A 22863-nucleotide genomic window follows, 5' to 3' on the forward strand; every position below is an offset into this window, starting at 1 on the left:
CCGAGCGGCGGCTCCTCGTCCTGGGTCTCGTCCTCCTCCGGAGGGCTCTCCGGGGTTACTCCTTGTCGGCGTTCACGTCGGTCTTCTTGTCGACCCGGGACGCCCAGCGCTGCTCGACGTTGCTGAAGCGCCAGTAGGCGAGCGCGCAGGCCCAGACCACCACGAACATGCCGACCAGGATGTAGCCGACGTTGTCGAGGCTGATGTCGGCGATCCAGCCGGTGACGGGGTCGGTGAGTTCGAGCTTGTCGCGCAGGACGCTGACGAGCTCGATGGTGCCGATGACGAAGGCCACGGCGATGGAGAGCCCGGTGATCGTCAGGTTGTAGTACACCTTGCGGACCGGGTTGGAGAACGCCCAGTGGTAGGCGAAGTTCATGAAGGTGCCGTCGAGCGTGTCGAACAGGCACATCCCGGAGGCGAACAGCAGCGGCAGGCAGATGATCGCGTACCAGGGCAGGCCGGCGGCGGCGCCGGAGCCGGCCATCACCATCAGGGCCACCTCGGTGGCGGTGTCGAAGCCCAGGCCGAACAGCAGGCCGACCGGGTACATCTGGCCGGGGCGGCGGATCGACTTGGTCAGCTTCCCGAGGATGCGGTTCATGAAGCCGCGCTCGTCGAGGTGCTTCTCCAGCTGCTTCTCGTCGAAGTGCCCGGCCCGCATGGACTTGTACACCCGGTAGATCCCGGCCAGCGCGACCAGGTTGATCGCGGCGATCAGGTAGAGGAAGGTGCCGGAGACGCTGGTGCCGATGACGCCCAGCCACTTGTGGGTGGTGGACTCCTCGTCGACCAGGGTGCCCGCGATCTTCGCGCCGCCGGCCACCAGCGCGGCCATCGCCATGACGATGCTGGAGTGGCCCAGGGCGAACCAGAAGCCGACCGAGACCGGGCGCTGCCCGTCCGCCATCAGCTTGCGGGTGCTGTTGTCGATCGCCGCGATGTGGTCGGCGTCGAAGGCGTGGCGCATGCCGAGGGTGTAGGCGGTGATGCCGAGGCCGACGCCGAAGGCCTGGTTGCCGACGGTGTAGTGGTTCGGCGCGATCAGCAGGAACAGCATGCCGAAGGCGACCACGTGCATGCCGAGGATCACGGCCAGCAGGCTCGCGGTCCGGACGGTGTCCTTGCGCTGCCAGCGAGGGGGCAGCGTCGGTGACGGGATCTCGTCTATGACGGTCATGACGGGCGGGCTTCTCCCACTTCTGCGGACGGGGTGGTTCTGCCCCCGGTGAGAGAGGCGGGGAACACCGTAGGGTCTCGCCTCACTTCCCGACAACCCTGCGCATCTGCAAACTCCTCGCAAAAAGGGCGGCCGCGCAGGGCCCCGAGCGGGTGAACCCGGGTGCTTCCGGAGGCCGTGGGAGGGGTGGGAGCGTTCCGGCCGGGCGTTCCAGGCTGACGGGAAAGGGCAGGTCAGAGGGGGTGGAAGCGTTCCAGTGTCCCGTATCGGCCGGTGAGGCTGGCGCCCGGGGCGGGCAGCGGGCCAGAGTTCTGGTCGTCGGGGTCCGGCGGCGTCGCTCCACCGCCCGACGGCTTCCTCCTTTCCCTCCTCCTACGCACACGGGGTGCACCATGTCTTCTCGCCGTACCTTCGTCCTGCCCGCGGCCCTCGCGCTCGGCGCCGTCCTCGGCCTCACCGCCTGCGGCCCGGACGACAGCACCGGCGCCGCGCCGCAGCCGGCGGTCACCGCCTCCGCCGGGGCCCCGGCCTCCGCGGCGCCGGCGGCCCCGACGGGCCCGGCGGAGTCCGCCGCTCCGACCGGGACGGCGAAGCCCGCCCCGGCCTCGGCGACGTCCAAGCCCGGCGGGGGCACCGCGGGCGGCGGGGGCTCGGACGGCGGGGAGGCCTGGGCCTACGGCCACCCGTGCGAGAGCGGCAAGGTGACGGTCAAGGTGGTCGCCCGGCCCGGGTCGGCGTCGCAGCGCGTGATCGAGGTCCACAACCAGGGGCCCAAGTCCTGCGGGCTCAGCTACTACCCGACCGTCGACCTCGGCGCCTCCAACGCGGCCGACCGCAGCAAGAACCTCCGGCCCATGGTCCCCAGCGGCCTCGGCGGCCCGCCGGCCTACGCCCTCGGCGCCGGCCAGGTCGCGTACGCGGTCATCGACCTCAACCCGGGTGGCGCGGGCACCGGTGCGGGCGGGATCGACGAGATCAACGTCCTCGCCGACGGCGACCACATGCCCAACGCCGACACCGTCAACACCCCGCTGGCACCCGGCACCAAGGTGTTCAAGCCCAAGCTGGGCCTCTACCGCTCCACCGTCGCGGACGCGGCGGCCTCGGCGGCCCAGGCCGACCACCAGCTGTGACCGGTGCTCAGGACCTCCTCGCACCCGGCCCGGACGACAGCGTGTGGGCCCCGGCCGGTACGGTGAGCTGCGAGTTCGGCCGGGGCGCCGAACCGGGCGACGGTGCGGGGAGGCAGGGCGTGGGGGTGGAGGCCGACGGGTTCGCGGCGATGCTGCGCGAGCTGAAGGAACGGTCGGGCCGCAGCTACGGCGTGCTCGCGTCCCGGCTGCACGTCAGCACGTCGACGCTGCACCGGTACTGCAACGGCGCGGCCGTCCCCAACGAGTACGCGCCGGTGGAGCGGTTCGCCCGGGTGTGCGGGGCGCAGGACGCGGAGCTGGTGGAGCTGCACCGGCGGTGGATCCTGGCGGACGCGGCGCGGCGGCGGGAGCCGGGTGGGGGTGCGGCTGCGGTTCCGGCTGTGGCTGCGGTTCCTGCCCCGGCCGTCGAGGCGGCCCCGGCTGCCGACGCTCCTGCGGCTCCCCCCGTCGTGCAGCCCGTCGAGGTCGTCGAGTCCGGGGCCCGCTCCCGCTGGTCGCGCTCGCGCGTGCTGGTGGGCGTGGCGGTGCTGGTGGTGCTGGCCGCCGCCGTCCCGGCGTACCTGCTGCGCGAGCAGGGGCACACGGCGGCGGACGCGGCGGGCACGCCGACGGCCCCGGCCGTCGCGCCCGCCGTGCCGACCTCACCGACCTCACCGACCTCGCCGATCTCCACGGGGGCCTCGGCCGGGGCCGCCCCGGCGTCCGCCTCCGCCTCGGCCTCCGCCGCGGCGACCTCGCAGGACCCGCCCGCCCCGTTCCACGTCAGCGTGCTCAACGACACCTCGCAGAGCCCCTGCGACCAGTGGTTCCTCTCCCCGCGCCCGCCCGGCAAGGTCACCCCGCCGCCGACCCCGACCTCCGCGAGCGACGCCTGGGCGTCCGGCCAGGAGGCCGTCCCGGCCGGGAACCTGCACCTCCAGCTCACCGCGCTGGGGGACAGCAGCGAGGTCGTGGTGCTGAACGCCATGTACATCCAGGTCGTCGACACCCAGCCGGCCTTCAAGGGGTACGCGTACTCCCCGGGTTCGGGCTGCGGCGGCGGGCTGGAGCCGGCCGCCTTCAAGGTGGACCTGGACGCCTCCCCGCCCAAGGTCGTGCTCGACCAGGGCAACGAGGGCAAGAGCACCAGGAACTTCCCGTACAGCGTCTCGAACACCGACCCGCAGGTGATCGAGATCGACGCGAGCACCAAGTCCCAGGACGTCTCCTGGTACGTGGACGTGGTGTGGACGGGCGCCAACGGCCGCCAGAGCCGGACGCGGGTGGGCGACCACGGCAAGCCGTTCCGCACGGTCGGGATGAAGGGCGCGCCCGCGTACTTCCTCAACGGCCACGGCTGGGAGAAGGGCGACGTCGGCACGCCCTGACCGACCCGCGGGGAATCAGATACACCTCGGGGGTGGGTCTGGACCCACCTCGAAGTGGGGGTCCAGGCCGCTGTTCCCCGAGGTCAAAGCGTCCCTAAGGTGATCACCGAACCGCCCGGAACGGCCGGGCGGTCGCGGTATCGCACGAGGGGACCGGGGGCGCGGGCATGCGGGTGACGACGGACGAGCGGGCTCCGGCGCTGCGGCCGGAGGGGCTGCGCAGGCGCTTCGGCGCACATGGCGGTCGACGGGGTCGACCTGGTCTCCGCCGCCACCGTCCGCGCCATCCTGCGGCGCTTCGTCGCCTCCGACGACGACTACCGCCGGGTGCTGGCGGTGCCGGCCTACCTGGACGGGACGCGCGAGGGCCGAGGGCAGGGCCGTACGAGTCGGTACGATCCCTTGTATGGCTGGTGCGAACGACGAGGCGTGGGACACGGACGCGGCCGAGCGGGCTGTCGCGGTGCTGAAGGCGGCGGCCGACCCGTCGCGCTACCGGCTGCTGTGGGCCCTGAGCCGCCGCGAGCTCCCGGTGAGCGAGCTGGCCGAACTCCTCGGCGCCCACGTGGCCGCGACCTCCCAGCACCTGGCCAAGCTCCGCGCCGCCGGCCTGGTTGTCGCCCGGCGTGAGGGCACCCGCATCTTCTACCGCGCCACCGAGGTCAAGGGGCTGCTCACCGAGGCGGCCGTGATCGCCAACGACCTCCCGCAGCGCGGCGGCGACGACGCAGGCCCCGGCGCACCCGCCGGCGCGCCCCAGCCGGCCCCGCGCGGACTCCGCGCCGCGCGCCGGCGCCCGGTCACGGGCTGACTCCTCCTCTCAGGCGCGTGCTCCCTTCCCCCCTCCCAGAACCTTGTTTCGCATGCTATCTTGCGATGCATGGTACCTGGCACTGCACAGCACGAAGGCGGCGGAGACGCCGCGGACGGGCCGGTCGCGACCCAACTGCGCAAGGGCGTGCTGGAGTACTGCGTCCTGGCCCTGCTGCGGGACGGGCCGCGCTACGGCGTCGAGCTGCTGCAGGAGCTCGAACGGTTCCCGATGCTGGCGACCAGCCAGGGGACCATCTACCCCCTGCTGTCCCGCCTGCGCCGCAGCGGGCTCGCCGACACCTACCTGCGCGACTCGCCCAGCGGGCCGTCGCGCCGCTACTACACCCTCACCGAAGCCGGGCTCAGCGCACTCGGAGAGTTCGCCGCGCTCTGGCCCGCCTTCCGCGAAACCGTCGACCACGTCCTCTCCCCGGGAGACACCCCGTGAACCACCCCACCGAGCACCCCCTCGTCCGCGCCCACCTCGACGCCGTCGAGCGCTGCACCGCCCCGCTGCCCGCCGACCGCCGCCGCGAACTCCTGGCGGACCTGCGCGAGCACGTCGAGATCGCCCTCGCCGAGACCGACCCCACCGACGAGGCCGCCGTCCGCCACGTCCTCGACCAGCTCGGCAGCCCCCGCCGCATCGCCGACGCCGCCCTGGCGGAGGAGGGTGCCACCGCCACCGCGCTCGCGCCCGAACCCGAGACCGCCCGCCGCACCAACGCCACCGTCCTGCTCGCCGTCCTGCCCCTGCCGCTCCTCCTCGTCCCGGCGATCGGGCCGGTGCTCGCGCTGGTCACGGCCGTCGTCGCCGCCGTCCGCGTCGGCAAGTCCGCGCAGTGGACCCGCCGCGAGAAGACCCAGGCCGCCCTGCTCCTCCTGAGCCCGCTCCTGCTCACGCCCTTCGCCGCCGGCGTCGTCTCCGTGGCCTCCTCCTCGGGCCTGACCCCCGCCGGCCTCCTCGTGGCCTGCGCCCTCGGCTTCTGCCCCACCCTCCTCGCCGCCTACCGCCTCTCCCGCTCCGCCGCCCGCCTCCGCGCGGCCGCCGTGGCGGTGTGACACCCCGGGGCACCCGCCCCCCAGGGAGCGAGCAGCAGCACCCAGTGGTCCATCACCGCACGCAGGCGTCGCCGGTGGTCGGCGATCCAGCCGTCCGGCGGGACGAGCGGGACGCGCACGGTGACCATGGACCCGGACTCGTCCTCGACGACCACCTCGGGGCAGTCGCGCTCGCCGCTGAGCTGGACGAAGACGGACGGCCCGCTGCTCATCTCCATCCAGGCGATGTCCTCGCCCCCGTCGAGCCCGTCCAAGGCGTCCGCCCAGTGCTCGAGGTCCGAGGCGGACAAGAGCAGGCCGATGCGGCCCGACACGAACGGCGTCCTGACGACGATCTCGGCATCGAGACCGGCCGGCCACCAGGCGACGAGGCCGAGAACGTTGACGGTGACGCTGTTCCCCTCGTCGTCCGCGAGGGAGATGAGCGCCTTCGGAACACTGCCGCCCACAACTGTCCTTTCCTCGGTGTGTCCTGAGAGATCCTCGCCCGGATCCAGGGCGTTCCGCCCCGCAACCGCAACCGCAACCGCAACCGCCCCGCAACCGCCCCGCAACCGCAACCGCAACCGCCCCGCAACCGCGCCGCAGCCGTAGCGGTGTGACTCAACCCCCGGACGGTTCCACCGTCAGTTCGGAGCGCGCCACCAGGACCTCCCCGGAGGTGCCGAGCCACAAGGTCCAGTGGTCGAACTCCCCGTCCTCGGGGTCCGGTCGGTAGATCGGGAAGGTCTCCAGCCGCAGCCCGTCGAAGTCGAACCGGGTGTCCAGCGCGGGCGGCCTGATCACGACGCCGGTCAGCGGTCGGCCCTCGAGCCGGGCCAGTGCCTCTTCGAGCCCCTCGTCCTCGGAGCCGACGAGGACCTCGTCGGCCGTCTCCAGGCGCCACGCGGCCATCTCGATCCAGAGGTGCCACCGGCCGTGGACGCGGCCCGACCGGTCGTCGGGCGGCAGGGGTGCGCCGAACTCCACCGTCACGAAGCTGCCGTGGCCCCGCCGTACGTCCCATGCGGGCAGTCCGAGCAGCGGGGCGATGCGGCGGTGGGCATCGGCGAGATCGACCACCGTCATGCCGTCGCCGCCCAACGCGGCCCCGGCCCGACCGCGAGGTGCCGGCCCGAGGGGCTGCGGAGGATCCAGTCCGGGACGGCCGAGGAGGTGCGGTGGTAGAGGGGGAAGATCCTCAACTCCAGCTCTCCGAAATGGACAACGGTCTCCCAGCCGGGCAGCCGCACGTCCAGCGCGGTGACCTCCCGGCCGGTCAGTGTGGAGAGGTCCTCGGCTAACCGGTCCGTGCGGTCGCCGGACGCGGCCACCACGGCGTCCGGCGAGGCCAGGCGCCAGGCGGCGGCGTGGACCATCAGCCACCGGGGCCGCGACTCCGTCGTTCTGAGTCGGAGGCCGAACCGGCCCTCCCCGTCGAGGGGAACGCCTGTCCGTTCCACCACGGCGCCGATCAGGTGGGCAACCAGGGAGCGGAGTTCCTCGACGTCCGTTGATCTCGTCATCGTGCAGAGTATGGAGGTGGTGGCGGTCCTGGCGCCGAACTTATCTTCTGCGAGGGGGATGACGGGGATGGATCTGCGGTTCGCCGCGTACGTGCCGGAGCCGGGCGAGCGGCGGGAGCCCGTCGCCGCGGTGGTCGCGGAGGCCGTCGAGGAGGACGTCGCGGTGCTGGCGCGGTTACAGGCGCGGGCGCGTGGTGGCGAGGCGGGGGAGTGGGCGGTGCGGATCCGCCGGGCGATCGGCGGGGAGCGGGGCGTGGTGATCACCGCGAAGGTGGCGGGCGAGGCCGTCGGGTACGCCAGCGTGGCGTACCTGCCCGAACATCCGCAGGACTGCGCCCCGGCCGGGTACTACCTGACCGGGGTCACGGTCGATCCGGCCTGGCGCCGCCGGGGGTTGGGGGCGTCGCTGACCCGGTGGCGGATGGAGTGGGTGTGGGGGAGGGGCGAGGCGGTGTGGTGCTTCGTGTCCGCCGGGAATCGCGCATCCCTCGATCTGCACCGGGAGTTGGGCTTCGAGCGGGTGCGGTCCGGCCCCGCCTTCCAGGGCGTCGGGTTCGCCGCCGGCACGGGCTGGCTGCTGAGGGCGGACCGAGGCGCCGACGAGGGAGCCCCGCGACCCACGACATAGCCCTGGCGCACGACTCCGGTACCTCGCGGGGGCTACGAACGGCACCGGGGCGTCTGCCTCCGAGGGGTGATGCGAGGCGGAGCCGCCGAACCCTAGCGTTGCCCCCATGAAACGCAATCACCGTCTGGCCGCCGTCGCCGCGTTGACCCTCTCCGCGCTCGTCGCCGGAACCGGCGCCGGGTTCGCCGCAACCCCCGCACCGGCGGCCGCGCCGGCCTTCCACGGCGAACTCCCCGCGCCGACCGGCCCCTACGCCGTCGGCGAGGAGGTCATCCACCTCACCGACGAGAACCGCATGGACCCGTGGGTGCCGTCGTCCGGCCCCCGCCAACTGGCCGTCACCATGGTCTACCCGGCCGCCGCCGGGACCGGGACCCCGGCGCCGTACATGACCCTCGGCGAGGCGGCCGGAATCATCGAGCGCCAGCCCGTGCTGACGCGAGCGGGTGTCACCCCGGAGAACCTCGCCGCCGTCACCACGCACGCCTTCGACGGCGCGCGGCCGCAGCACGGCAAGCACCCGCTGGTGGTCCTCTCCGCCGCGGCCGAGAACCCGCGCATGATGCTCACCTCGCTCGCGACCGACCTGGCCAGTCACGGCTACGTCGTCGCCCTCGTCGGCCATACCTACGAGGACAGCGGCGAGACGCTGGCGGACGGTCAGACGGCGCCGTGCGTGGTCTGCGACCACCCGGACACGACCGACTTCGACGCCGAAACCGCCGGCCGTGCGAAGGACGTGTCCTTCGTGATCGACCAGTTGACGCACGGAAACGCCGCGTGGCGCCTGGCCCACCTCATCAACAAGCACGAGATCGGCATGGCCGGACACTCCCTCGGCGGAGCTGCGGCGGCCGCCACGATGATCGCCGACCCGCGCGTAGGGGCCGGGGTCGACATGGACGGCACCTTCTTCCCGGTCCCGACGCCCGGCCAGATCAACCGGCCGTTCCTCATGCTGGGCAGGGCCGACGGCCACGCGCCCGGCTCGGGCGGCGACGACGCCGTGTGGAAGCAGGCATGGGACGCCTTCGGCGGCTACAAGAAGTGGCTGACGGTCACCGGCGCCAACCACTTCAGCTTCGCCGACCAGAACCTGCTCCAGAAGCAGGCCGGGTTCCCCTCGGCGTCGCCCCTCTCCCCGGAACGCGGGATGGAGATCACCCGCGAGTACGTGACGGCGTTCTTCGACCGGACGCTGAAGGGGATCGACAGCCCGCTGATGGACGGCCCCTCGCCGGACAACCCGGAAGTGACCTTCCAGCAGCCGTAGTGCGGGCGGCGCTGTGCCTCGTGGTCGGCGGTGGCCAGTTCGTCGGGGAGACGAACTGGCCACCGCCGTTGACGTCGGATCAGGGTGGAGAAGAACAGCCCGCACAGGTCCACCGGGTCGGCGCCGACGGCCCCCGGCCAGGTGAACCGCCCCTGTCCTGCCCGCAGGCGGTCAGGCGACAGCCGGAGCAGCCGATGTCACTGAGGCCGAGGAGTCTCGTCGGCCGAGTCCCCGCGCCGGTAGGCGATGGCGGCCGCGATGGCGAGATAGGCCTCGACCTTTGCGGCATTGATGAGAGCGTCGGGCCCGAGCCTCTTCGGCAGCCTTGCCAGATATGCCGGGCGGCGCGCGTGGTCGAGATGGTCACTCATGTAGGCCCCCCATGGTGAACGATCGTGCGATCCGGGCAAGCGTACGGCGGCGGAGCGGTTCCGGCCGGTGCCTGTCCGGTTCTTGTACCGGAGGGCGTACTCCGAGAACCGCAGCTACGCCCGGGCGGCACAAACCGGTGAACCTGCGCGGTCACAGCGTCTGCGGACGGCTAGCGCGCCTCGAAGGCCAGCCAGGTGTCCGCCGGCTCCTCGGGCTTCCCGGGGATCGGGCGCAGTTCTTCCGTCCACGCCTCGCCCGCGACCTCGGAGGCGACGCGGCGCCAGAAGCGCGCCGCGTCGGCGTTCCGCTCCTGGAAGGCGATCTCCCAGCGGCCGGGGTGCGAGGCCAGGACGGTCAGCACGGCGCGCAGCCCGAAGCCCGAGCGGCGTGCCCCGCGCACCACGAAGAAGCTGTTCAGCACCCGCGCGTCGCCGTCCAGTGCGCGGACGAACGCGAAGCCGACCGGCCGGTCGTCGGACCGGAGGAGGTAGGCGCACCAGGTCGGATCGGTGAGTGCGGACTCCAGCCACTCGCGGCGGTAGGTGCCGTCGGGGTTCGGCAGGAGGTTCCAGTAGTCCGACATGTCGTGCAGGAAGAGCGGCCAGAGCCGCTCCAGGACGTCGCGGTCGTCGGCACACGCTCGGCGGACGGTGAGGTCTGTCATCTGAATCCCCTCAAGAACGCGAAAAGCCTTCCGGCGGACCGGAAGGCTTTCGAACTACGGGGGACTCTATCGTGGCCCCGCCCGGACGAGGCAAGCCAACGAACCAGCCGCAGCGCAGGGTTAGAGCTCGCCCGCGCGGACGGCTGCGACGAAGGATTCCCAGGCGGAGGCGGAGAAGACGAGGGCCGGGCTCCGTAAAGCGACTCATCGCATGCGCACCGTGACCGCGCACGCTCCCGTTGTGCGCCCCTACTCCTCGCCGTCGCGAATGGCCTGGGCGCAGCGGAACAGCTCGTCCGTCTCCTCGACCAGCACCCCGCCCAGCAGAAGCTTCGGGCTGTAGAACTCCGACGCCGCCTCGGCGACAGCCATGGCCGACATGTCGATCTGGTACAGCCCCGTGCGCCGAAGCCCCTCGATGGACGTCCCCCACACCACCTTGTCGATGAAGCTCCACGCGCACGCGCTCATGCACATCGGGCACGGTTCAGCAGTGGTGTAGAGGCTGAGGCCTTCCCAGCCCTGGCTGCCGAGCCGCTGCGCGTAGTCGTCGATGGCGGCCATCTCGCCGTGGTACGCGGGGTTGACGGAGTGGGCGTTGACGCCGCGCGCGACCACGACATCCCCTCGGACGATCACGGCACCGAAGGGGTAGCGCTCGTTCTTGCGGCCCTCCTCGATGGCGGCCGCCATGAAGTGTTCGTGTGAGGAGGAGGCCCTGGCAGAAGCCGGGGTGGCGGCGACGAGGCCGGCCGCGCCGACCGCTCCGATGAAGTGGCGCCTGTTCAGCATGGGTGCGATCCCTCTCCGTCCGGTGAATCCGGTGGCTCGTCACGCTACCTTTCGCCGATGATTCCGCCATGACAGTAGAGATGATCACAGCAGCAGCATCGGGCACATGGCGGCTCGGCGATCGTACGGTCAACCGGATCGGCTTCGGCACGATGCGCCTGCCGCAGTACGGCGCGGCGTTCGCGCCCGGCGCCGCGCCGCGCGACCGGGGGGAGGCGATCGGGGTGCTGCGGCGGGCGGTGGAGCTCGGGGTGAACCACATCGACACGGCGGCCTTCTACTTCTCCTCGCTCCGCTCCGCCAACGAGCTGATCGGCAGCGCCCTGGCGCCGTACGCGGACGACCTCGTCATAGCCACCAAGGTCGGCCCGGCCCGCGACACGTGGGGCAACTGGACGGCGCACGCCACGGCGGCGCAGCTGCGCGGGCAGGTCGAGGAGAACCTGCGCCAGCTCGGGCGGGACCACCTCGACGTGGTGAACCTGCGCATCGTCGGTACGGACTCCATCGCCGAACGCTTCGGCGCCCTCGCCGAGTTGCGGGAGGCGGGGCTGATCCGCCACCTCGGGCTGTCCAACGTCCGGGCGCACCACATCCCCGAGGCGCAGGCGATTGCGCCGGTGGTCTGCGTGCAGAACATGTACGGCCTCGGTGCCTCGCCCGAGCAGGAGGAGGTGCTGCGCCTCTGCGGTGAGCAGGGCATCGCCTTCGTGCCGTTCTACGCGATCGCGGGCCAGGGGCGCGAGGCCGGAGCAGCGGGGGTCGGGGACGAGAGCGGGGTGGAGGCGGTCGCGCGGAGGCTCGGCGCGAGCCCCGCCCAGGTGCGGCTGGCGTGGACGTTGCACCGGGGCCCGCACGTGCTGGCGATCCCCGGCACGGGGGATCTCGGCCACCTCGCCGAGAACGTGGCGGCGGGCGCGCTGCGGCTCTCCGAGGAGGACCTGGCCGCCCTGGAGCGGTAGCGAGACCCCGGGGCGACGGCCTGCACCAGGCCGTCGCCCTACGAGTCGTCAGCTAGGAAGCGGCGGGCCGGGGGATCAGGAAGGTGGCCAGCATCCCGAGCGCGAGCAGCGCGGCGCACACGCAGCCGTCGACCCGGACGGCGTGGGACATGGCCTCGCGGGCGGCCTGGGCGACGGAGGCCGTCCGGGGGTCGGAGGCGAGGCCGGAGATCATCGCACCGGCGCTGTCGGTGACCGTCGAGGACAGGTGGTCGGCCCCGGGTGTTCCCTGCCGGGTGAGGCGGTCCGACAGGTCGGTGGCCAGGGCGGTGAAGAACGTCGAGGTCAGGACGGCGATGCCGAGCGCGGAGCCGAGCTGCCGTGCGGCGCTCTGGATGCCGGAGCCCTGGCCGGCGCGCTGCGGCGGCACGTCCGCCAGGACGACGTTGGTGACCTGGGCGGTGGCGAAGCCGACCCCCGTCCCGTACAGGAACAGGGCGGCGGCGATGACCCACCACGGGGAGTCGCTGTCGGCGAGCAGGCCGAACATCAGCAGCCCGGCGGCCTCCAGGGCGAGGCCGGTGCGGACCAGGCCGATCGGCCCGGCCTTCTCCGCGAGGCCGAAGCTCGCGCCGCTCGCGGCGAAGCTGCCGATGGCGACGACGAGGATCAGCAGGCCGGTCCGGACGGGGGAGTAGCCCAGGGCGTACTGGAGCCACAGCGGGAGCACGGCGAGCAGGCCGAACTCGGCGAGGGCGATGAGGAGCGTCGCGGCGGTGCCGGTGCTGAAGGACTTGATGCGGAACAGCGAGGTGTCCACGAGCGGCGCCGTGCCGTCGCGCCGGGCGGGCCGCGCCTGGCGGCGGAGGAAGAGGGCGAGGCAGCCCGCCGCGGCGGCCAGGGCCACCGGGACGACCGAGAGGCCGAGCCCCGCGCCGTCCCCGAAGGGGCCGAGGGCCTTGCGCGGTGCCCACCACCCGTACTCCCGGCCCTCGATGAGCGCGAACGCGAGGAGCCCGAGGCCCGGGACGGACAGCATCGCGCCCGTGGCGTCGAGGCGCCCCGGCCGGCGGGGGGAGGGCGGCAGGTACCTCGCCGCCCCCGCGAGGATCAGGGCGACGACGGCGATGTTGATGCCGAAGGCCCACCGCCAGGAGTAGCCGGCGAGCCAGCCGCCCAGCAGCGGCCCGACGGCGGCGGCCGCCCCGATGGTCGAGCCCCAGACGGCGAACGCCTTGCCCCGGTCCGGGCCCCGGAAGGTGAGGTTGAGCAGGGCGAGCGAGGTCGGCATGACGATCGCGCCGCCGACGCCCTGCGCGACCCGGGCGGCGATCAGCAGGCCGCCGGTGGGTGCGGCCGCCGCGCCGATACTGGCCAGCCCGAAGAGCACCGTCCCGGCCGCGAACAGCCTGCGGGCTCCGAGGAGGTCCGTGAGGCGGCCGGTCACCAGCAGCAGGGCGGCCAGCGCGATCGCGTAGGACTCCTGGATCCACTGGGCGCCGACGGCGGAGACGTCGAGGTCGTCGATGATCGGCGGCATCACGACGTTGACGATCGTGAAGTCGACGACCACCAGCGAGACGCCGAGGGAGACGGTGACCAGGCCCAGCCAGGCGCGGCGGTCGGACGAGGAAGCGGGCGAGGCGGGTGAGGGCCGGGCGAGGGTACGGGACACGGCGTGGCTCCGTTCTGTTGGGCGGAGGCGGTCCGTGGCCTCCGCGACAGAGGCACCCTGCCAGCGGTACAGGACGTACGCTGACCTCTACTCCCCCGAACCGGAGGGCAGTTGGTGATCGCCAACCGAACGCTGGAGCTGCTCGGCCTGCTCCAGGCGCAGAAGGAGTGGACGGGCGACGGCCTGGCGGAGCGGCTCGGGGTGTCCCCGAGGACGGTCCGGCGCGACATCGCCCGGCTGCGCGAACTGGGTTACCCCGTCGCGGCGCGCAAGGGCCCCGCGGGCTTCTACCGGCTCGCCCGGGGAGCGCGGCTGCCGCCGCTGGTCGTCGACGACGAGCAGGCCGTCGCCATCGCGCTGGCCCTGCAGACGGCTCCGGCCTCGGTGGCCGGGATGGGGGACGCCACGCGGCGGGCGCTGAACTCGGTCAAGGACCTCCTGCCTCCGCATCTGGCCCGCAGGCTGGAGGCGTTCTCGGTCGAACAGATCGAGAACGCCTGGGAGTTGGCCCCGCCGCAGGTCGACCCGGCGCTGCTGGCGCGGCTGAGCGCCGCCGCGCAGCAGCGTGAGCTGGCGCGGTTCGCCTACCGGTCCGTCGAGGGCGGGCCGGCGGAGGGCGGGTCGACGGCGGGCGGGTCGACGGAGGGCGGGTCGACGGCGGGCGGCGAGGTCCTGGCCGAGCCGCACCGGCTGGTCGTCTGGTCCGGGCGCTGGTACCTGGTGGCGTACGACCAGCGCGGGAACTCCTGGCACGCCTACCGGCTCGACCGCATCGCGCAACTCGGCACCACCGCCTGGCGGTTCGCTCCTCGGGAGGTGCCGGAGGCGGACATCGCGGGCTTCGTCCGGAGCCGGCCGGACCGGGGGGACGGTGCGGACGCCTGGCCGTGCTGGGGCACCGTGCTGATGGAGTGCCCGGCGGGGCTGGTGGCGCGGTGGGCGCCGGGTGCGGCGAGCTTCGAGGCGGTCGACGAGAAGATCACCCGCATCCGGATGGGGGCGTGGTCCTGGTCGGCGCTGATCGGCTTCCTCGTCACCTTCGACCGTCCGTTCACCGTCGAGGGCCCGCCCGAACTCGCCGAGGCGGCACGGCGGGTGAGCGCCCGCCTGGGTGCCGGGGCGCCCCGGGCCTAGCGCAGCAGGTCGATCGCGCCGCGCTCGGCCAACTCCTCCGCGTGGACGGGCAGGGCGCTGCCCGCGTGGAGGTGGGGGCGGATGACGGCGAGGGGGAGGCCGGCGAGGGCGAGGGTGATCCGGTCGAGGTCCAGGGGGGTCTCGGCGCCGAGCCGGGCGGCCAGTGCCGTCACCGCCTCCCGGACCCGCCGCCTGTCCCGCCGTTCGCGGCGCAGGTGCTCCTCGGACCACTCGGCCCTGCCGAACGCCTCGGCGCCGTGGAGCAGGACGACCGCCCGCTCGCGGTGGGCGCGGGCCCAGGCGACGACGTGTCGGGCGGCAGCCCCGGCGGCGAGGCGCGGTTCGGCGTGCTGTTCGAGGACGGGCAGGTAGGAGGCCTGGAACTCGCCGACCGTCCGCAGCCACAACTCGGCCAGCAGGGCGGATCGTTGGGGGAACCGGTGGTAGACGGACCCGTTGGGCGCGCCGCTCTCCCTCGCCACGGCGGACATGGTGACGGCGGGTGGCCCGCCGGCCGCGGCGAGGCGGACGGCGGCGTCGAGGAGCGTGGCTTCGTCGTGACGGGGTGGCCTGGGCATGAAGTGGAGAGTACTCTCCACTTCAATTGGAGAGAAGCATCCAAAACGAGGGGGTCCACCCGCCGTGCCCGTGCTCAACATCCACGAACGCGTCCTGCCCGCACCGGAGTCGGAGGTCGGCGCCCTCGTCGACGGGCTCTCCGGCCCGGACGACCGGCTCTGGCCCGCCCGCGCCTGGCCCCGCATGCGGCTGGACGGCCCGCTCGCCGTCGGCGCCCGAGGCGGCCATGGGCCCGTCCGCTACCGCGTCGTCGGGTACCAGCCGGGGCGGTGGGTGCGGTTCGAGTTCACCGGGCCGCGCGGGTTCGACGGGTTCCACGAGTTCACCGTCCAACCGGCCCCCGGGGGAACGCTGTTGAGGCACACGCTGGCGATGCGTACGCACGGCGCGGCGCGGCTCAGCTGGCCGCTCGTCTTCCGGTGGCTGCACGACGCGCTGCTGGAGGACGGGCTCGACCGGGGCGTCCGGGCCTGCGGGGGCGAGGTGCCCGTACCGGCGCGGTGGGGCTTCGCGGTACGCCTCCTGCGCACCCTCGCTCGCCGTCCGCGCTGACGGGTCGACTCCGACGGGTCGACTCTGACGGCTCGACAGATCGTCTCCTGTTCCATGCTTTCCGTCTCCTCTGCAAACTGCCGGTGCAACGCCGGGTCCCGCGTCGCGCATTAGTGGACTGCGGGCGCGTGCGAGTGCGTCGCGTCCGGTGGACGGTGTCGGAGGGGGCTCCGCCGTGTCGGCGGGGGAAGTTGGTCTGGGGGCCAGGATGGACGTGCGGAAGCAGGGTGTGGCCGAGGACTGCGGCCTGTCGGGGGAAGAGCGGTTCGAGCAGTGGCGGGAACTGCTGCTGCGGACGAGGATGTGCGAGACGTCGACTCCCCATGTGGAGAGCTTCACGGCGGAGATCCGACGGTCCGAGCTGGGGCCGGTGACCGTGTTCGGGACGTCGTTCCCGTCCGCCCGCTTCCGGCGGACGGAGCGGATGGTCCGGCAGGCGGACGAGTACCACTACCACGTGACGCTGCTGACGGCCGGCGCCCTGCGGGGCTCCTTCGGCCGGGGGCAGGTCGAGGCGCACGATGCGGGGGACATCGTCCTGACGTCGAGTCAGACGGCCTACGACAGCCGGTACCTGGGTCTCGGCGCCCCCTGCGAGGAGGGGGGAGGGGTCGCCGGGGTCGGCATCGACCTGCCCGTCTCGCTGGTGCCGATCCCCCCGGAGCGCCTGCGCGTCCTCCTCGGCCGGGGCATCAACGGACGCCGGGGGACGGGCGCGCTCCTGGCGGACTTCCTCGTCGGACTGGACCGCCGGGCCGCCGAGTTGTGCCCCGCCGAGCGGGCCAGGCTCGGGGCGGTCGCCGTCGACCTGGTGTCGGCCTGGATCGCCCGGGAGCTCGACGCCGAGAGCGCCCTGTCGCCGGACGCCCGGGACCGCACCACGGTGGAGGGCGTCAGGTCGTTCATCCGGCGCAACCTCCACGACCCCGACCTGGCGCCCCCGGTGGTCGCCGACGCGCACCACATCTCCGTCAGCCACCTGCACCGCCTGTTCACCCAGTACTCCCACGGCCAGACCGTGGCCTCGTACATCCGCAGCCAGCGGATGGCCAAGGCCCACCGCGACCTGGTCGACCCGGCGTTGGGGGCCCTTCCCATCCACGCCGTCGCCGCCCGCTGCGGGCTGCTGCGGGCCTCGGACTTCTGCCGGGCCTTCAAGGCCGCGTACGGGCTGACGCCGCGCGAGCACCGGCGCGGGACGGTAAGCGGGCCTATCGGACGTGCGATGGAGAGCGCAGAGTCGACGACGGATTGAGGAGTTCCTGCCAGGACCGCGACCTACCGTGGAGAGCGAACGGGGAAGCCCGGCGCGGGGGTTCGGAAAGCGCCGGGTGGCCGAGTTCCACAAGGGGGGAATTCGGAGTCGTTCGAGATCGACGCGAATGTGTTCCAGCACTCCGAGAACGAGGGGAACAGCAATGCTTCGAACCGTGAAGAACGCCAAGCGGACCGGTGCGGTCCTCGCGGCGGCGGCCCTGGCCGCCGCCGCGATGCTGGGCGCGGCGAGCCCGGCCTCGGCCGTCAGCGGTGCGCACTACCAGAACGCGAACAGCCAGAAGTGCCTGCTGGTTCAGGGGTTCGACAACGACCACCCCGCGGTCCAGTACGACTGCCTGGACTACCCGGACCAGGCCTGGCACCCGATCCAGACCTCGACGCTGGGGATCTACAAGATCCAGAACACGAACAGCAACAAGTGTCTGGTGGTGCGGGGCACCGAGAACGGGAACCCCGCGGTCCAGTACGACTGCCTGGACTACCGCGACCAGCTCTGGCAGATCGAGGTCAGCCTGGGCGCGCAGATCCGGTTCCACAACGTGAACAGCGGCAAGTGCCTGGTGGTGCAGGGGCCCGAGAACGGGAACCGCGTGTTCCAGTACGACTGCCTGGACTACGCCGACCAGTGGTGGCGCTCCTACTGATCCTGATTCCTGGGATCTGCCCGGAGGGGAGACGGAATGCACACAGATGAGCACTCCGTGTCGACTCCCGTCCCACTCCACGGCCTACCATGATCAGAACGGGGAGCCCGGCGCGGTCGTAGCCGCGCCAGGGCGAGGTGGGGCACCCTCCTTCGGGGGATAGGAGGGTGCTCCTCAGGGTCGCGCCGCCGAGCGGGCCGCTCTGTTTCATCCCCCCTTGACGAAGAGGGAAGACCACATGCTTCGCCGTCGCCCCGACCAGAACTGGACGGTCCGGACGAACTCCTGACCCGCCCGATCCTTCGCGACCGCCCGTCGGCCCATGCCGGCGGGCGGTTCGCGTTCGCCGGCCGGTGCTGCTGAACCCGGCCTCGGCGGGCTCGCCCCGGCGCTACGCCGGGGGTTCCAGGCGGTACTCCTGGCGGGCCGCGTCGTAGGCGAAGAGGCCCGCGTAGCGGCCCCAGTCGGTGGCGGTCTCCAGCTGCCGGTCGGCCTGTTCGCTCGTGTAGTGGTGCGCCAGCAGGTCGCGGAAGAAGCCGGCGCGGACGGTGGCGTCGGGGTGGCCGTGGAGGCTGTTGGCGATCAGCTTGACGAGGGGGACCTCCACCACCGCGTCGGCGAAGATGGCGCGGGAGTCCTGGACGTCGGCGCCCGCGAAGGCGGTGCCGGCGTCGGTGAGGAGCAGGTCGTCGCCGTGGATCTCGGCGAAGCCGAGGAGGTCGAGGGCGTCGACCTGGGGGAGCAGGTCGTCGATGTCGAGGGCGAGTTCGTCGGCGAGGTCGGCGAGGTCACAGCGCCCGTCGCGGTGGGCGAGGGTCTCGGCGAGGCCGGAGAGGCCGTCGACGCTGGCGTGCGGGAGCGGGGTGCCGGCGACGGTGCGGCGGTCGGGGCGGGTGGCCGGGCGGGGGGCGAGGGGGCGGCCGGTCATGATCCGGTAGACCTCGTCGACGAGGGCGTCGAACTCCTCGGAGTCGCGGTCGCGCGGCCGTTCCAGCCCGACCTCGACGGTCTCGCGGATGGTGCCGTACGGGCGGGAGCCGAGGACGACGACGCGGTCGGCCATCAGCACCGCCTCCTCGATGTTGTGGGTGACGAGCACGACGGCCCGGGTGGGGAACTGCCCGGACTCCCACAGCTCCAGCAGCTCGCCGCGCAGGTTCTCGGCGGTGAGCACGTCGAGGGCGGAGAACGGCTCGTCCATCATCAGCACGTCCGGCTCGACGACCAGCGCCCGTGCGAAGCCGACGCGTTGGCGCATCCCGCCGGACAGCTCCTTGGGGTAGGCGGACTCGAAGCCGGCCAGGCCGATCAGGTCGATGGCCTGGTCGGCGGCCCGGGCCCGCTCGCGCGGGGGCACGCCCTGGGCCTCCAGTCCGACCTCGACGTTCTGCCGGACGGTGAGCCAGGGCAGCAGCGCGAAGTTCTGGAAGACCAGCGCCGTCCCCGGGTTGGCACCGGTGAGCGGGGCGCCCCGGTAGGAGACGCTGCCGGAGCTGGGCGGGATGAGGCCGGCCAGGCAGCGCAGCAGGGTCGACTTGCCGGAGCCCGAGCGGCCGAGCAGGGCGACGATCTCCCCGGACCGCACGGTCAGGTCGATGCCGGAGAGCACGGGGAGTTCGCCGTCCGCCCCGGCGTAGGACTTGGTCAGTCCGACGGCCTCCAGCAGGCTCTCGCCCTCCGACACCGGGGCGGGGGCGGGCGCGGCGGCGGGGCGGCGGGTGAAGGGCAGGCGCATCGGCGGGGACCTCGGCGATCGGAGCGAGTGTTCAGAGCCAGTGTTCAGAGCGAGTAGCGGCGTTCGGCCAGCCGGTACAGGCGGCGCCAGAACAGTCGGTTGAGGGCGACGACGTACACGCTCATCACCGCGACCCCGGCGAGCAGCCGGGGGTGGTCCCCGTCCGCCGTCGCCCGGGCGATGTACGCGCCGAGGCCGGTGGCGGTGAGCGTGGTGCCGCCGAAGGTGACGACCTCGGAGACGATCGAGGCGTTCCAGGCGCCGCCCGAGGCGGTGATGCCGCCGGTGACGTACGCGGGGAAGATCCCGGGCAGGATCAGCCGGCGCCAGCGCTGGAGGCCGCGCACGCCGAGGTCGTCCATGGCCTCGCGCAGGTCGGTGGGGATGGCCATGGCCCCGGCGATGGTGTTGAAGAGGATGTACCACTGGGCGCCGAGCGCCATCAGCAGCACGCCCCCGACGTCGATGGACAGCCCGGTGCGCAGCAGCAGCCAGACGACCAGCGGGAACAGGAAGTTGGCGGGGAAGCTGGCGAGGACCTGGACGACGGGCTGGGCGATCCTCGTCAGCCGGGGCGAGAAGCCGATGACCACCCCGATCGGCACCCACACCACGGTGGCCGCCGCGACCAGCACGACGACCCGGGCGAGGGTGGCAAGGCCCAGCAGCAGCGGCTCGCCGAAGACGCCGAGGCCCGTGTGCTCGGAGAGGTAGCGGCCGAGGTCGACGGCGCCCCAGAGCACCACGCCGCCCGCCGCCACGGCGAAGGCGGCGTCCCCGGTGCGGCGGCGCGCGGGGGAGACGGCCAGCGGACGGTCGTCCGTGCCGAAGACCCGCCCGAACCGGGCGAGCCCGTGGCCCACCGGGCGCAGCAGCCTGCGCAGCAGGGCGGGCCAGTGGGAGCGGCGCAGCAGGTCGAGGACGACGGAGCGCTGGACTTCGCCGGCCTCGGACTGCTCGTTCTTGAAGCGCTCCGCCCAGGCGGTGAGCGGCCGCCAGAAGAGGAAGTTGACGCCGACGACGAGCACCGCCATGGTCGCGATCGCCCAGCCGACCCGCCCGAGGTCCCCCGCCGCGATGGCGGCGCCCGCGTAGGCGCCGACCCCGGGCAGGGTGTAGCGCTCGTTGTCGACGGTGATCGCCTCGGAGGCGACGAGGAAGAACCAGCCGCCGCCGAAGCTGAGCATGCCGTTCCATACCAGGCCGATCATGCCGGAGGGCAGTTCGACCTTCCAGAAGCGCATCCACCGGCTGAACCGGAACGAGCGGGAGAGCTCGTCGAGTTCGGGCGGCAGGGAGACCAGCGACTGGTAGAAGCCGAAGGTCATGTTCCAGGCCTGGGAGGTGAAGATCGCGACGACGGCCGCGCACTCCAGGCCGAGCACCGAGCCGGGGAACAGCGCCAGGAAGCCGGAGACGGCCACGGTGAGGAAGGCGAGGACGGGCACGGACTGGAGGATGTCCAGGGCCGGGATGAGCACCCGCTCCAGGCGTCGGCTGCGGGCGGCGGCGTAGGCGTACCCGAAGGTGAAGACGACGGAGAGGGCGAGCGCGACGAACATCCGCAGCAGGGAGCGGGCGGCGTCGTACGGCAGCCGGGCCGGGTCGGTGTCGACGGCGCCCCGGGCGGTGGAGAAGCGGACGGTGGTGCCCTGGCCGACCCTCAGCGCGAGGTAGAGCAGGACGAGGACGGCGGCGGCGACGAGCAGGTCCACCCGGCTCACCCCGGCCGCGCGACCCGCCGCCCGGGCGGGGCCCGGTTTCAGAAGGGACATGACGGCTACCTCCGGCGCGCAAACCCGGGCAGTCTGCTCCCTCGGGACGTCCGTACGCAAATGAACCCGTGTTCGAAGGCCGGATCAGGCCGTCGTGAAGGCCGTCGTGAAGGCCGTGGCGGAGGCCGTGGTGGAGGAGGCCGTAGAGGCCGCCTCGACGAACTCCAGCAGGTTGCCCACCGGGTCCGTGGTGTAGAAGCGGCGCCCGGGCGGCAGGCTGTCGTCCCAGACGACCTGGGCGCCGAGTTCGGACAGCCGCAGCGCGAACTCGTCGATCTCGCAGACGGAGAGCCCGGGGTGCGCCCTGGTGCTGGGGCGGAAGCGCTCGTCGATGCCGAGGTAGAGCCGGACCCGGCCGCCGTCGGCGGCGAACCAGCAGCCGCCGCGCCCGGTGAGCGGCCCGGGCTTGGGGATCTCGGCCATCTGCAGGACGTCGCCGTAGAAGGCCCGCAGCAGGGCCTCGCTGCCGGGCGGGGCGGAGAGCTGGACGTGGTCGAGAGCCGTGATCATCACGGCCTCCCTTCGAGCGGGGCGGCGGTGGCGTGGCGCCGCGCGGCGGCGACCAGGAGGCGGGCGGTGGGGGTGGACAGGTCCAGGTGGTGGGCGATCCACTGGGGGTCGTGGCCGTGGGTGGCGAAGATCCAGGCGGTGTAGAGGCGGTTGAGGCCGGGCGCGTCGGGGGCGAGCAGCAGGGGGCGGACCTGCTCCATCGGGAAGCCCTCCAGCGAGCGGGCGCTGAACCACTGGGTGTCGTCCTCGCCGGCCGGGGCCCCGGCCGGTCGGCCCGCCCGCCGCCGGCTCCGGGCCAGCAGCAGGGCGAGCAGGAGGCCGGCGACCGAGGCGCCGACGAGCACCCCGGAGAGGAAGAGCCGCAGGCGGTCGGGGGCGAGGCCGACGGCGACGCCCTCGACGACGACCAGGAGGAGGACGCCGCCCAGGGCGGTCCCTCTGGTGATCGGGGGGAACGGGGTGACGGTGGTCATGGCGGTGTCCTCCTCCGAGTGGGAGCGGTCTCAGGCGACCTGGGCGAGACGGGGGTCGTACTTGTAGCCGATCTGGCGGACGGTGGCGATCGTGTCCCGGTGCCCGGGGCCGAGCTTGCGGCGGATGCGGGCGATGTGGGTCGCGATGGTGCGGGTGTCGCCGGTGTCCGGGCGGCCCCAGACCGTCTCCATCAGCTGGCGGCGCGAGTGGACCCGCAGCGGGTTGCCGACGAGGTGGGCGAGGAGTTCGAACTCCAGGTACGGGAAGGCGAGTTGCTGCCCGTCGACGGTGACGGTGCGCTGGGCCTCGTCGACCACCAGGCTGGAGTTCTCGGGGGACTCGCGCACGGGTCGGGCGGCGGGCTGGGTGCGGCGGGCGGGGGCGGACGCGTGGTCCGAGAAGATGGCGTCGAGCCTGGGGTAGCGCACGGCCATGGCGGATGCTCCTTCGGCTGGTAGGAGGAGGGGAGTTCGGGGCGGTTCGGGGCCGTTCAGTGGGCCGCGTGCCAGCTGGCTTCCAGTCGGGTGCGGCCGTCGGCGCCGGTCACGGGCCGCCACCGGGCGCGCAGCGGGGCCGGGCGGCCCACGGGCGGCGCGGCGGGGGCGGGGACGGTCTTCAGGACGGGGCTGTCCAGCGGGCTCTCCGCCAGCCGTCGGCCGAGGGCGGCGAGCGCGGCGCGCAGGGGGCGGCGATCGGTGGACGGGAGGGCGGTGGAGTGGAACGCGGCGACGATGGACATGGCGGGGTCACCTCCGT

General features: G+C 73.1%; 27 protein-coding genes. 12 read left to right on the forward strand and 15 right to left on the reverse strand.

The features are described from left to right. Nucleotides 1–55: 55 nt before the first annotated feature. Nucleotides 56–1180: a HoxN/HupN/NixA family nickel/cobalt transporter gene (locus tag ACIRRS_RS05470; RefSeq protein ID WP_402965373.1), complete on the reverse strand. Its 1125-nt coding sequence runs from the start codon at nt 1178–1180 to the stop codon at nt 56–58. Between the two features lie 392 nt (nt 1181–1572). On the opposite strand from ACIRRS_RS05470, the gene ACIRRS_RS05475 reads away from it, so the two are divergent. The 5 genes from ACIRRS_RS05475 to ACIRRS_RS05495 all read left to right on the forward strand — a co-directional run bounded on the left by ACIRRS_RS05475 (nt 1573) and on the right by ACIRRS_RS05495 (nt 5576). Beyond that, complete coding sequence (locus ACIRRS_RS05475; protein WP_402965375.1) at nt 1573–2313, forward strand: DUF4232 domain-containing protein; 741 nt, start codon at nt 1573–1575, stop codon at nt 2311–2313. Next, complete coding sequence (locus ACIRRS_RS05480; protein WP_402965378.1) at nt 2310–3701, forward strand: helix-turn-helix domain-containing protein; 1392 nt, start codon at nt 2310–2312, stop codon at nt 3699–3701. The genes ACIRRS_RS05475 and ACIRRS_RS05480 overlap by 4 nt, the downstream gene beginning before the upstream one ends. Nucleotides 3702–4107: 406 nt before the next feature. Then, complete coding sequence (locus tag ACIRRS_RS05485; protein WP_402965381.1) at nt 4108–4512, forward strand: ArsR/SmtB family transcription factor; 405 nt, start codon at nt 4108–4110, stop codon at nt 4510–4512. Nucleotides 4513–4581: 69 nt separating this feature from the next. Continuing rightward, nucleotides 4582–4962, forward strand: coding sequence for a PadR family transcriptional regulator (locus ACIRRS_RS05490; RefSeq protein ID WP_402965383.1), 381 nt, complete (start codon nt 4582–4584; stop codon nt 4960–4962). Continuing rightward, a complete protein-coding gene (locus ACIRRS_RS05495) occupies nt 4959–5576 on the forward strand; it encodes an HAAS signaling domain-containing protein (RefSeq protein ID WP_402965386.1) in 618 nt (205 codons plus the stop codon). The genes ACIRRS_RS05490 and ACIRRS_RS05495 overlap by 4 nt, the downstream gene beginning before the upstream one ends. On the opposite strand, the gene ACIRRS_RS05500 is transcribed toward ACIRRS_RS05495, so the two are convergent. The 3 genes from ACIRRS_RS05500 to ACIRRS_RS05510 form a co-directional block, all read right to left on the reverse strand. Beyond that, nucleotides 5522–6025 (reverse strand): DUF5959 family protein, encoded by a 504-nt coding sequence (locus ACIRRS_RS05500; protein ID WP_402965389.1) that lies wholly within the window; start codon nt 6023–6025, stop codon nt 5522–5524. The genes ACIRRS_RS05495 and ACIRRS_RS05500 overlap by 55 nt on opposite strands. A 154-nt stretch (nt 6026–6179) precedes the next feature. Beyond that, the gene (locus ACIRRS_RS05505; RefSeq protein ID WP_402965391.1) at nt 6180–6644 is read right to left on the reverse strand and encodes a hypothetical protein; all 465 of its coding nucleotides are present in this window, start codon (nt 6642–6644) and stop codon (nt 6180–6182) included. Then, complete coding sequence (locus ACIRRS_RS05510; protein WP_402965394.1) at nt 6641–7081, reverse strand: hypothetical protein; 441 nt, start codon at nt 7079–7081, stop codon at nt 6641–6643. The genes ACIRRS_RS05505 and ACIRRS_RS05510 overlap by 4 nt, the downstream gene beginning before the upstream one ends. A gap of 67 nt (nt 7082–7148) precedes the next feature. On the opposite strand from ACIRRS_RS05510, the gene ACIRRS_RS05515 reads away from it, so the two are divergent. Continuing rightward, nucleotides 7149–7709 carry a GNAT family N-acetyltransferase gene (locus ACIRRS_RS05515; protein ID WP_402965397.1) on the forward strand — a complete coding sequence of 187 codons (561 nt, stop codon included), beginning with the start codon at nt 7149–7151 and terminating at the stop codon, nt 7707–7709. A gap of 106 nt (nt 7710–7815) precedes the next feature. Then, nucleotides 7816–8982, forward strand: a complete 1167-nt coding sequence (locus ACIRRS_RS05520; RefSeq protein ID WP_402965398.1) for an alpha/beta hydrolase family protein — start codon at nt 7816–7818, stop codon at nt 8980–8982. A 197-nt stretch (nt 8983–9179) separates the two neighbouring features. Here ACIRRS_RS05520 and ACIRRS_RS05525 read toward each other — a convergent pair whose 3' ends face one another. The 3 genes from ACIRRS_RS05525 to ACIRRS_RS05535 form a co-directional block, all read right to left on the reverse strand. Continuing rightward, nucleotides 9180–9353 carry a hypothetical protein gene (locus tag ACIRRS_RS05525; RefSeq protein ID WP_402965401.1) on the reverse strand — a complete coding sequence of 58 codons (174 nt, stop codon included), beginning with the start codon at nt 9351–9353 and terminating at the stop codon, nt 9180–9182. Nucleotides 9354–9523: 170 nt separating this feature from the next. Next, entirely contained in the window at nt 9524–10018 is a 495-nt protein-coding gene (locus ACIRRS_RS05530) for a GNAT family N-acetyltransferase (RefSeq protein WP_402965404.1), read from the reverse strand. Nucleotides 10019–10267: 249 nt separating this feature from the next. Then, entirely contained in the window at nt 10268–10810 is a 543-nt protein-coding gene (locus tag ACIRRS_RS05535; protein ID WP_402965406.1) for a nucleoside deaminase, read from the reverse strand. 68 nt (nt 10811–10878) lie between these two features. On the opposite strand from ACIRRS_RS05535, the gene ACIRRS_RS05540 reads away from it, so the two are divergent. Continuing rightward, a complete protein-coding gene (locus tag ACIRRS_RS05540) occupies nt 10879–11772 on the forward strand; it encodes an oxidoreductase (RefSeq protein ID WP_402965409.1) in 894 nt (297 codons plus the stop codon). 52 nt (nt 11773–11824) lie between these two features. Here ACIRRS_RS05540 and ACIRRS_RS05545 read toward each other — a convergent pair whose 3' ends face one another. After that, a complete protein-coding gene (locus ACIRRS_RS05545) occupies nt 11825–13426 on the reverse strand; it encodes a DHA2 family efflux MFS transporter permease subunit (protein WP_402965411.1) in 1602 nt (533 codons plus the stop codon). Nucleotides 13427–13540: 114 nt separating this feature from the next. Here ACIRRS_RS05545 and ACIRRS_RS05550 point away from each other — a divergent pair, with 114 nt between their 5' ends. After that, complete coding sequence (locus ACIRRS_RS05550) at nt 13541–14560, forward strand: helix-turn-helix transcriptional regulator (RefSeq protein WP_402965414.1); 1020 nt, start codon at nt 13541–13543, stop codon at nt 14558–14560. On the opposite strand, the gene ACIRRS_RS05555 is transcribed toward ACIRRS_RS05550, so the two are convergent. Further along, complete coding sequence (locus ACIRRS_RS05555) at nt 14557–15138, reverse strand: TetR family transcriptional regulator (RefSeq protein WP_402965417.1); 582 nt, start codon at nt 15136–15138, stop codon at nt 14557–14559. The genes ACIRRS_RS05550 and ACIRRS_RS05555 overlap by 4 nt on opposite strands. Before the next feature lie 64 nt (nt 15139–15202). Here ACIRRS_RS05555 and ACIRRS_RS05560 point away from each other — a divergent pair, with 64 nt between their 5' ends. The 3 genes from ACIRRS_RS05560 (at nt 15203) to ACIRRS_RS05570 (ending at nt 17613) form a co-directional block, all read left to right on the forward strand. Continuing rightward, nucleotides 15203–15691: an SRPBCC family protein gene (locus ACIRRS_RS05560; protein ID WP_402965420.1), complete on the forward strand. Its 489-nt coding sequence runs from the start codon at nt 15203–15205 to the stop codon at nt 15689–15691. A gap of 208 nt (nt 15692–15899) precedes the next feature. Beyond that, complete coding sequence (locus tag ACIRRS_RS05565; RefSeq protein ID WP_402965422.1) at nt 15900–16946, forward strand: AraC family transcriptional regulator; 1047 nt, start codon at nt 15900–15902, stop codon at nt 16944–16946. 175 nt (nt 16947–17121) lie between these two features. Beyond that, complete coding sequence (locus tag ACIRRS_RS05570; protein ID WP_402965425.1) at nt 17122–17613, forward strand: RICIN domain-containing protein; 492 nt, start codon at nt 17122–17124, stop codon at nt 17611–17613. A 391-nt stretch (nt 17614–18004) separates the two neighbouring features. Here ACIRRS_RS05570 and ACIRRS_RS05575 read toward each other — a convergent pair whose 3' ends face one another. The 6 genes from ACIRRS_RS05575 to ACIRRS_RS05600 all read right to left on the reverse strand — a co-directional run bounded on the left by ACIRRS_RS05575 (nt 18005) and on the right by ACIRRS_RS05600 (nt 22846). Next, the gene (locus ACIRRS_RS05575; RefSeq protein ID WP_402965428.1) at nt 18005–19348 is read right to left on the reverse strand and encodes a nitrate/sulfonate/bicarbonate ABC transporter ATP-binding protein; all 1344 of its coding nucleotides are present in this window, start codon (nt 19346–19348) and stop codon (nt 18005–18007) included. Between the two features lie 44 nt (nt 19349–19392). After that, on the reverse strand, nt 19393–21123 hold the full coding sequence (locus tag ACIRRS_RS05580; RefSeq protein ID WP_402965431.1) for an ABC transporter permease: 1731 nt from the start codon (nt 21121–21123) through the stop codon (nt 19393–19395). An 84-nt stretch (nt 21124–21207) separates the two neighbouring features. Further along, a complete protein-coding gene (locus ACIRRS_RS05585; protein WP_402965434.1) occupies nt 21208–21633 on the reverse strand; it encodes a VOC family protein in 426 nt (141 codons plus the stop codon). Beyond that, nucleotides 21633–22106, reverse strand: a complete 474-nt coding sequence (locus tag ACIRRS_RS05590) for a hypothetical protein (RefSeq protein WP_402965437.1) — start codon at nt 22104–22106, stop codon at nt 21633–21635. The genes ACIRRS_RS05585 and ACIRRS_RS05590 overlap by 1 nt, the downstream gene beginning before the upstream one ends. A 30-nt stretch (nt 22107–22136) precedes the next feature. Continuing rightward, nucleotides 22137–22541, reverse strand: a complete 405-nt coding sequence (locus ACIRRS_RS05595; RefSeq protein ID WP_402965440.1) for a winged helix-turn-helix domain-containing protein — start codon at nt 22539–22541, stop codon at nt 22137–22139. A gap of 56 nt (nt 22542–22597) precedes the next feature. Beyond that, nucleotides 22598–22846, reverse strand: coding sequence for a hypothetical protein (locus tag ACIRRS_RS05600; protein ID WP_402965442.1), 249 nt, complete (start codon nt 22844–22846; stop codon nt 22598–22600). Nucleotides 22847–22863: the final 17 nt, after the last annotated feature.

Origin of the sequence: Kitasatospora sp. NPDC101183 (assembly GCF_044767945.1) — a bacterium.
Lineage (GTDB): Bacteria > Actinomycetota > Actinomycetes > Streptomycetales > Streptomycetaceae > Kitasatospora.

Coding starts and splice junctions, on each gene's coding strand:
- ACIRRS_RS05470 (WP_402965373.1), bottom strand. CDS start 1,180: ATGACCGTCATAGACGAGATCCCGTCACCGACGCTGCCCCCTCGCTGG.
- ACIRRS_RS05475 (WP_402965375.1), top strand. CDS start 1,573: ATGTCTTCTCGCCGTACCTTCGTCCTGCCCGCGGCCCTCGCGCTCGGC.
- ACIRRS_RS05485 (WP_402965381.1), top strand. CDS start 4,108: ATGGCTGGTGCGAACGACGAGGCGTGGGACACGGACGCGGCCGAGCGG.
- ACIRRS_RS05490 (WP_402965383.1), top strand. CDS start 4,582: ATGGTACCTGGCACTGCACAGCACGAAGGCGGCGGAGACGCCGCGGAC.
- ACIRRS_RS05505 (WP_402965391.1), bottom strand. CDS start 6,644: ATGACGGTGGTCGATCTCGCCGATGCCCACCGCCGCATCGCCCCGCTG.
- ACIRRS_RS05510 (WP_402965394.1), bottom strand. CDS start 7,081: ATGACGAGATCAACGGACGTCGAGGAACTCCGCTCCCTGGTTGCCCAC.
- ACIRRS_RS05515 (WP_402965397.1), top strand. CDS start 7,149: ATGGATCTGCGGTTCGCCGCGTACGTGCCGGAGCCGGGCGAGCGGCGG.
- ACIRRS_RS05520 (WP_402965398.1), top strand. CDS start 7,816: ATGAAACGCAATCACCGTCTGGCCGCCGTCGCCGCGTTGACCCTCTCC.
- ACIRRS_RS05525 (WP_402965401.1), bottom strand. CDS start 9,353: ATGAGTGACCATCTCGACCACGCGCGCCGCCCGGCATATCTGGCAAGG.
- ACIRRS_RS05530 (WP_402965404.1), bottom strand. CDS start 10,018: ATGACAGACCTCACCGTCCGCCGAGCGTGTGCCGACGACCGCGACGTC.
- ACIRRS_RS05535 (WP_402965406.1), bottom strand. CDS start 10,810: ATGCTGAACAGGCGCCACTTCATCGGAGCGGTCGGCGCGGCCGGCCTC.
- ACIRRS_RS05540 (WP_402965409.1), top strand. CDS start 10,879: ATGACAGTAGAGATGATCACAGCAGCAGCATCGGGCACATGGCGGCTC.
- ACIRRS_RS05555 (WP_402965417.1), bottom strand. CDS start 15,138: ATGCCCAGGCCACCCCGTCACGACGAAGCCACGCTCCTCGACGCCGCC.
- ACIRRS_RS05565 (WP_402965422.1), top strand. CDS start 15,900: ATGGACGTGCGGAAGCAGGGTGTGGCCGAGGACTGCGGCCTGTCGGGG.
- ACIRRS_RS05575 (WP_402965428.1), bottom strand. CDS start 19,348: ATGCGCCTGCCCTTCACCCGCCGCCCCGCCGCCGCGCCCGCCCCCGCC.
- ACIRRS_RS05580 (WP_402965431.1), bottom strand. CDS start 21,123: ATGTCCCTTCTGAAACCGGGCCCCGCCCGGGCGGCGGGTCGCGCGGCC.
- ACIRRS_RS05585 (WP_402965434.1), bottom strand. CDS start 21,633: ATGATCACGGCTCTCGACCACGTCCAGCTCTCCGCCCCGCCCGGCAGC.
- ACIRRS_RS05590 (WP_402965437.1), bottom strand. CDS start 22,106: ATGACCACCGTCACCCCGTTCCCCCCGATCACCAGAGGGACCGCCCTG.
- ACIRRS_RS05595 (WP_402965440.1), bottom strand. CDS start 22,541: ATGGCCGTGCGCTACCCCAGGCTCGACGCCATCTTCTCGGACCACGCG.
- ACIRRS_RS05600 (WP_402965442.1), bottom strand. CDS start 22,846: ATGTCCATCGTCGCCGCGTTCCACTCCACCGCCCTCCCGTCCACCGAT.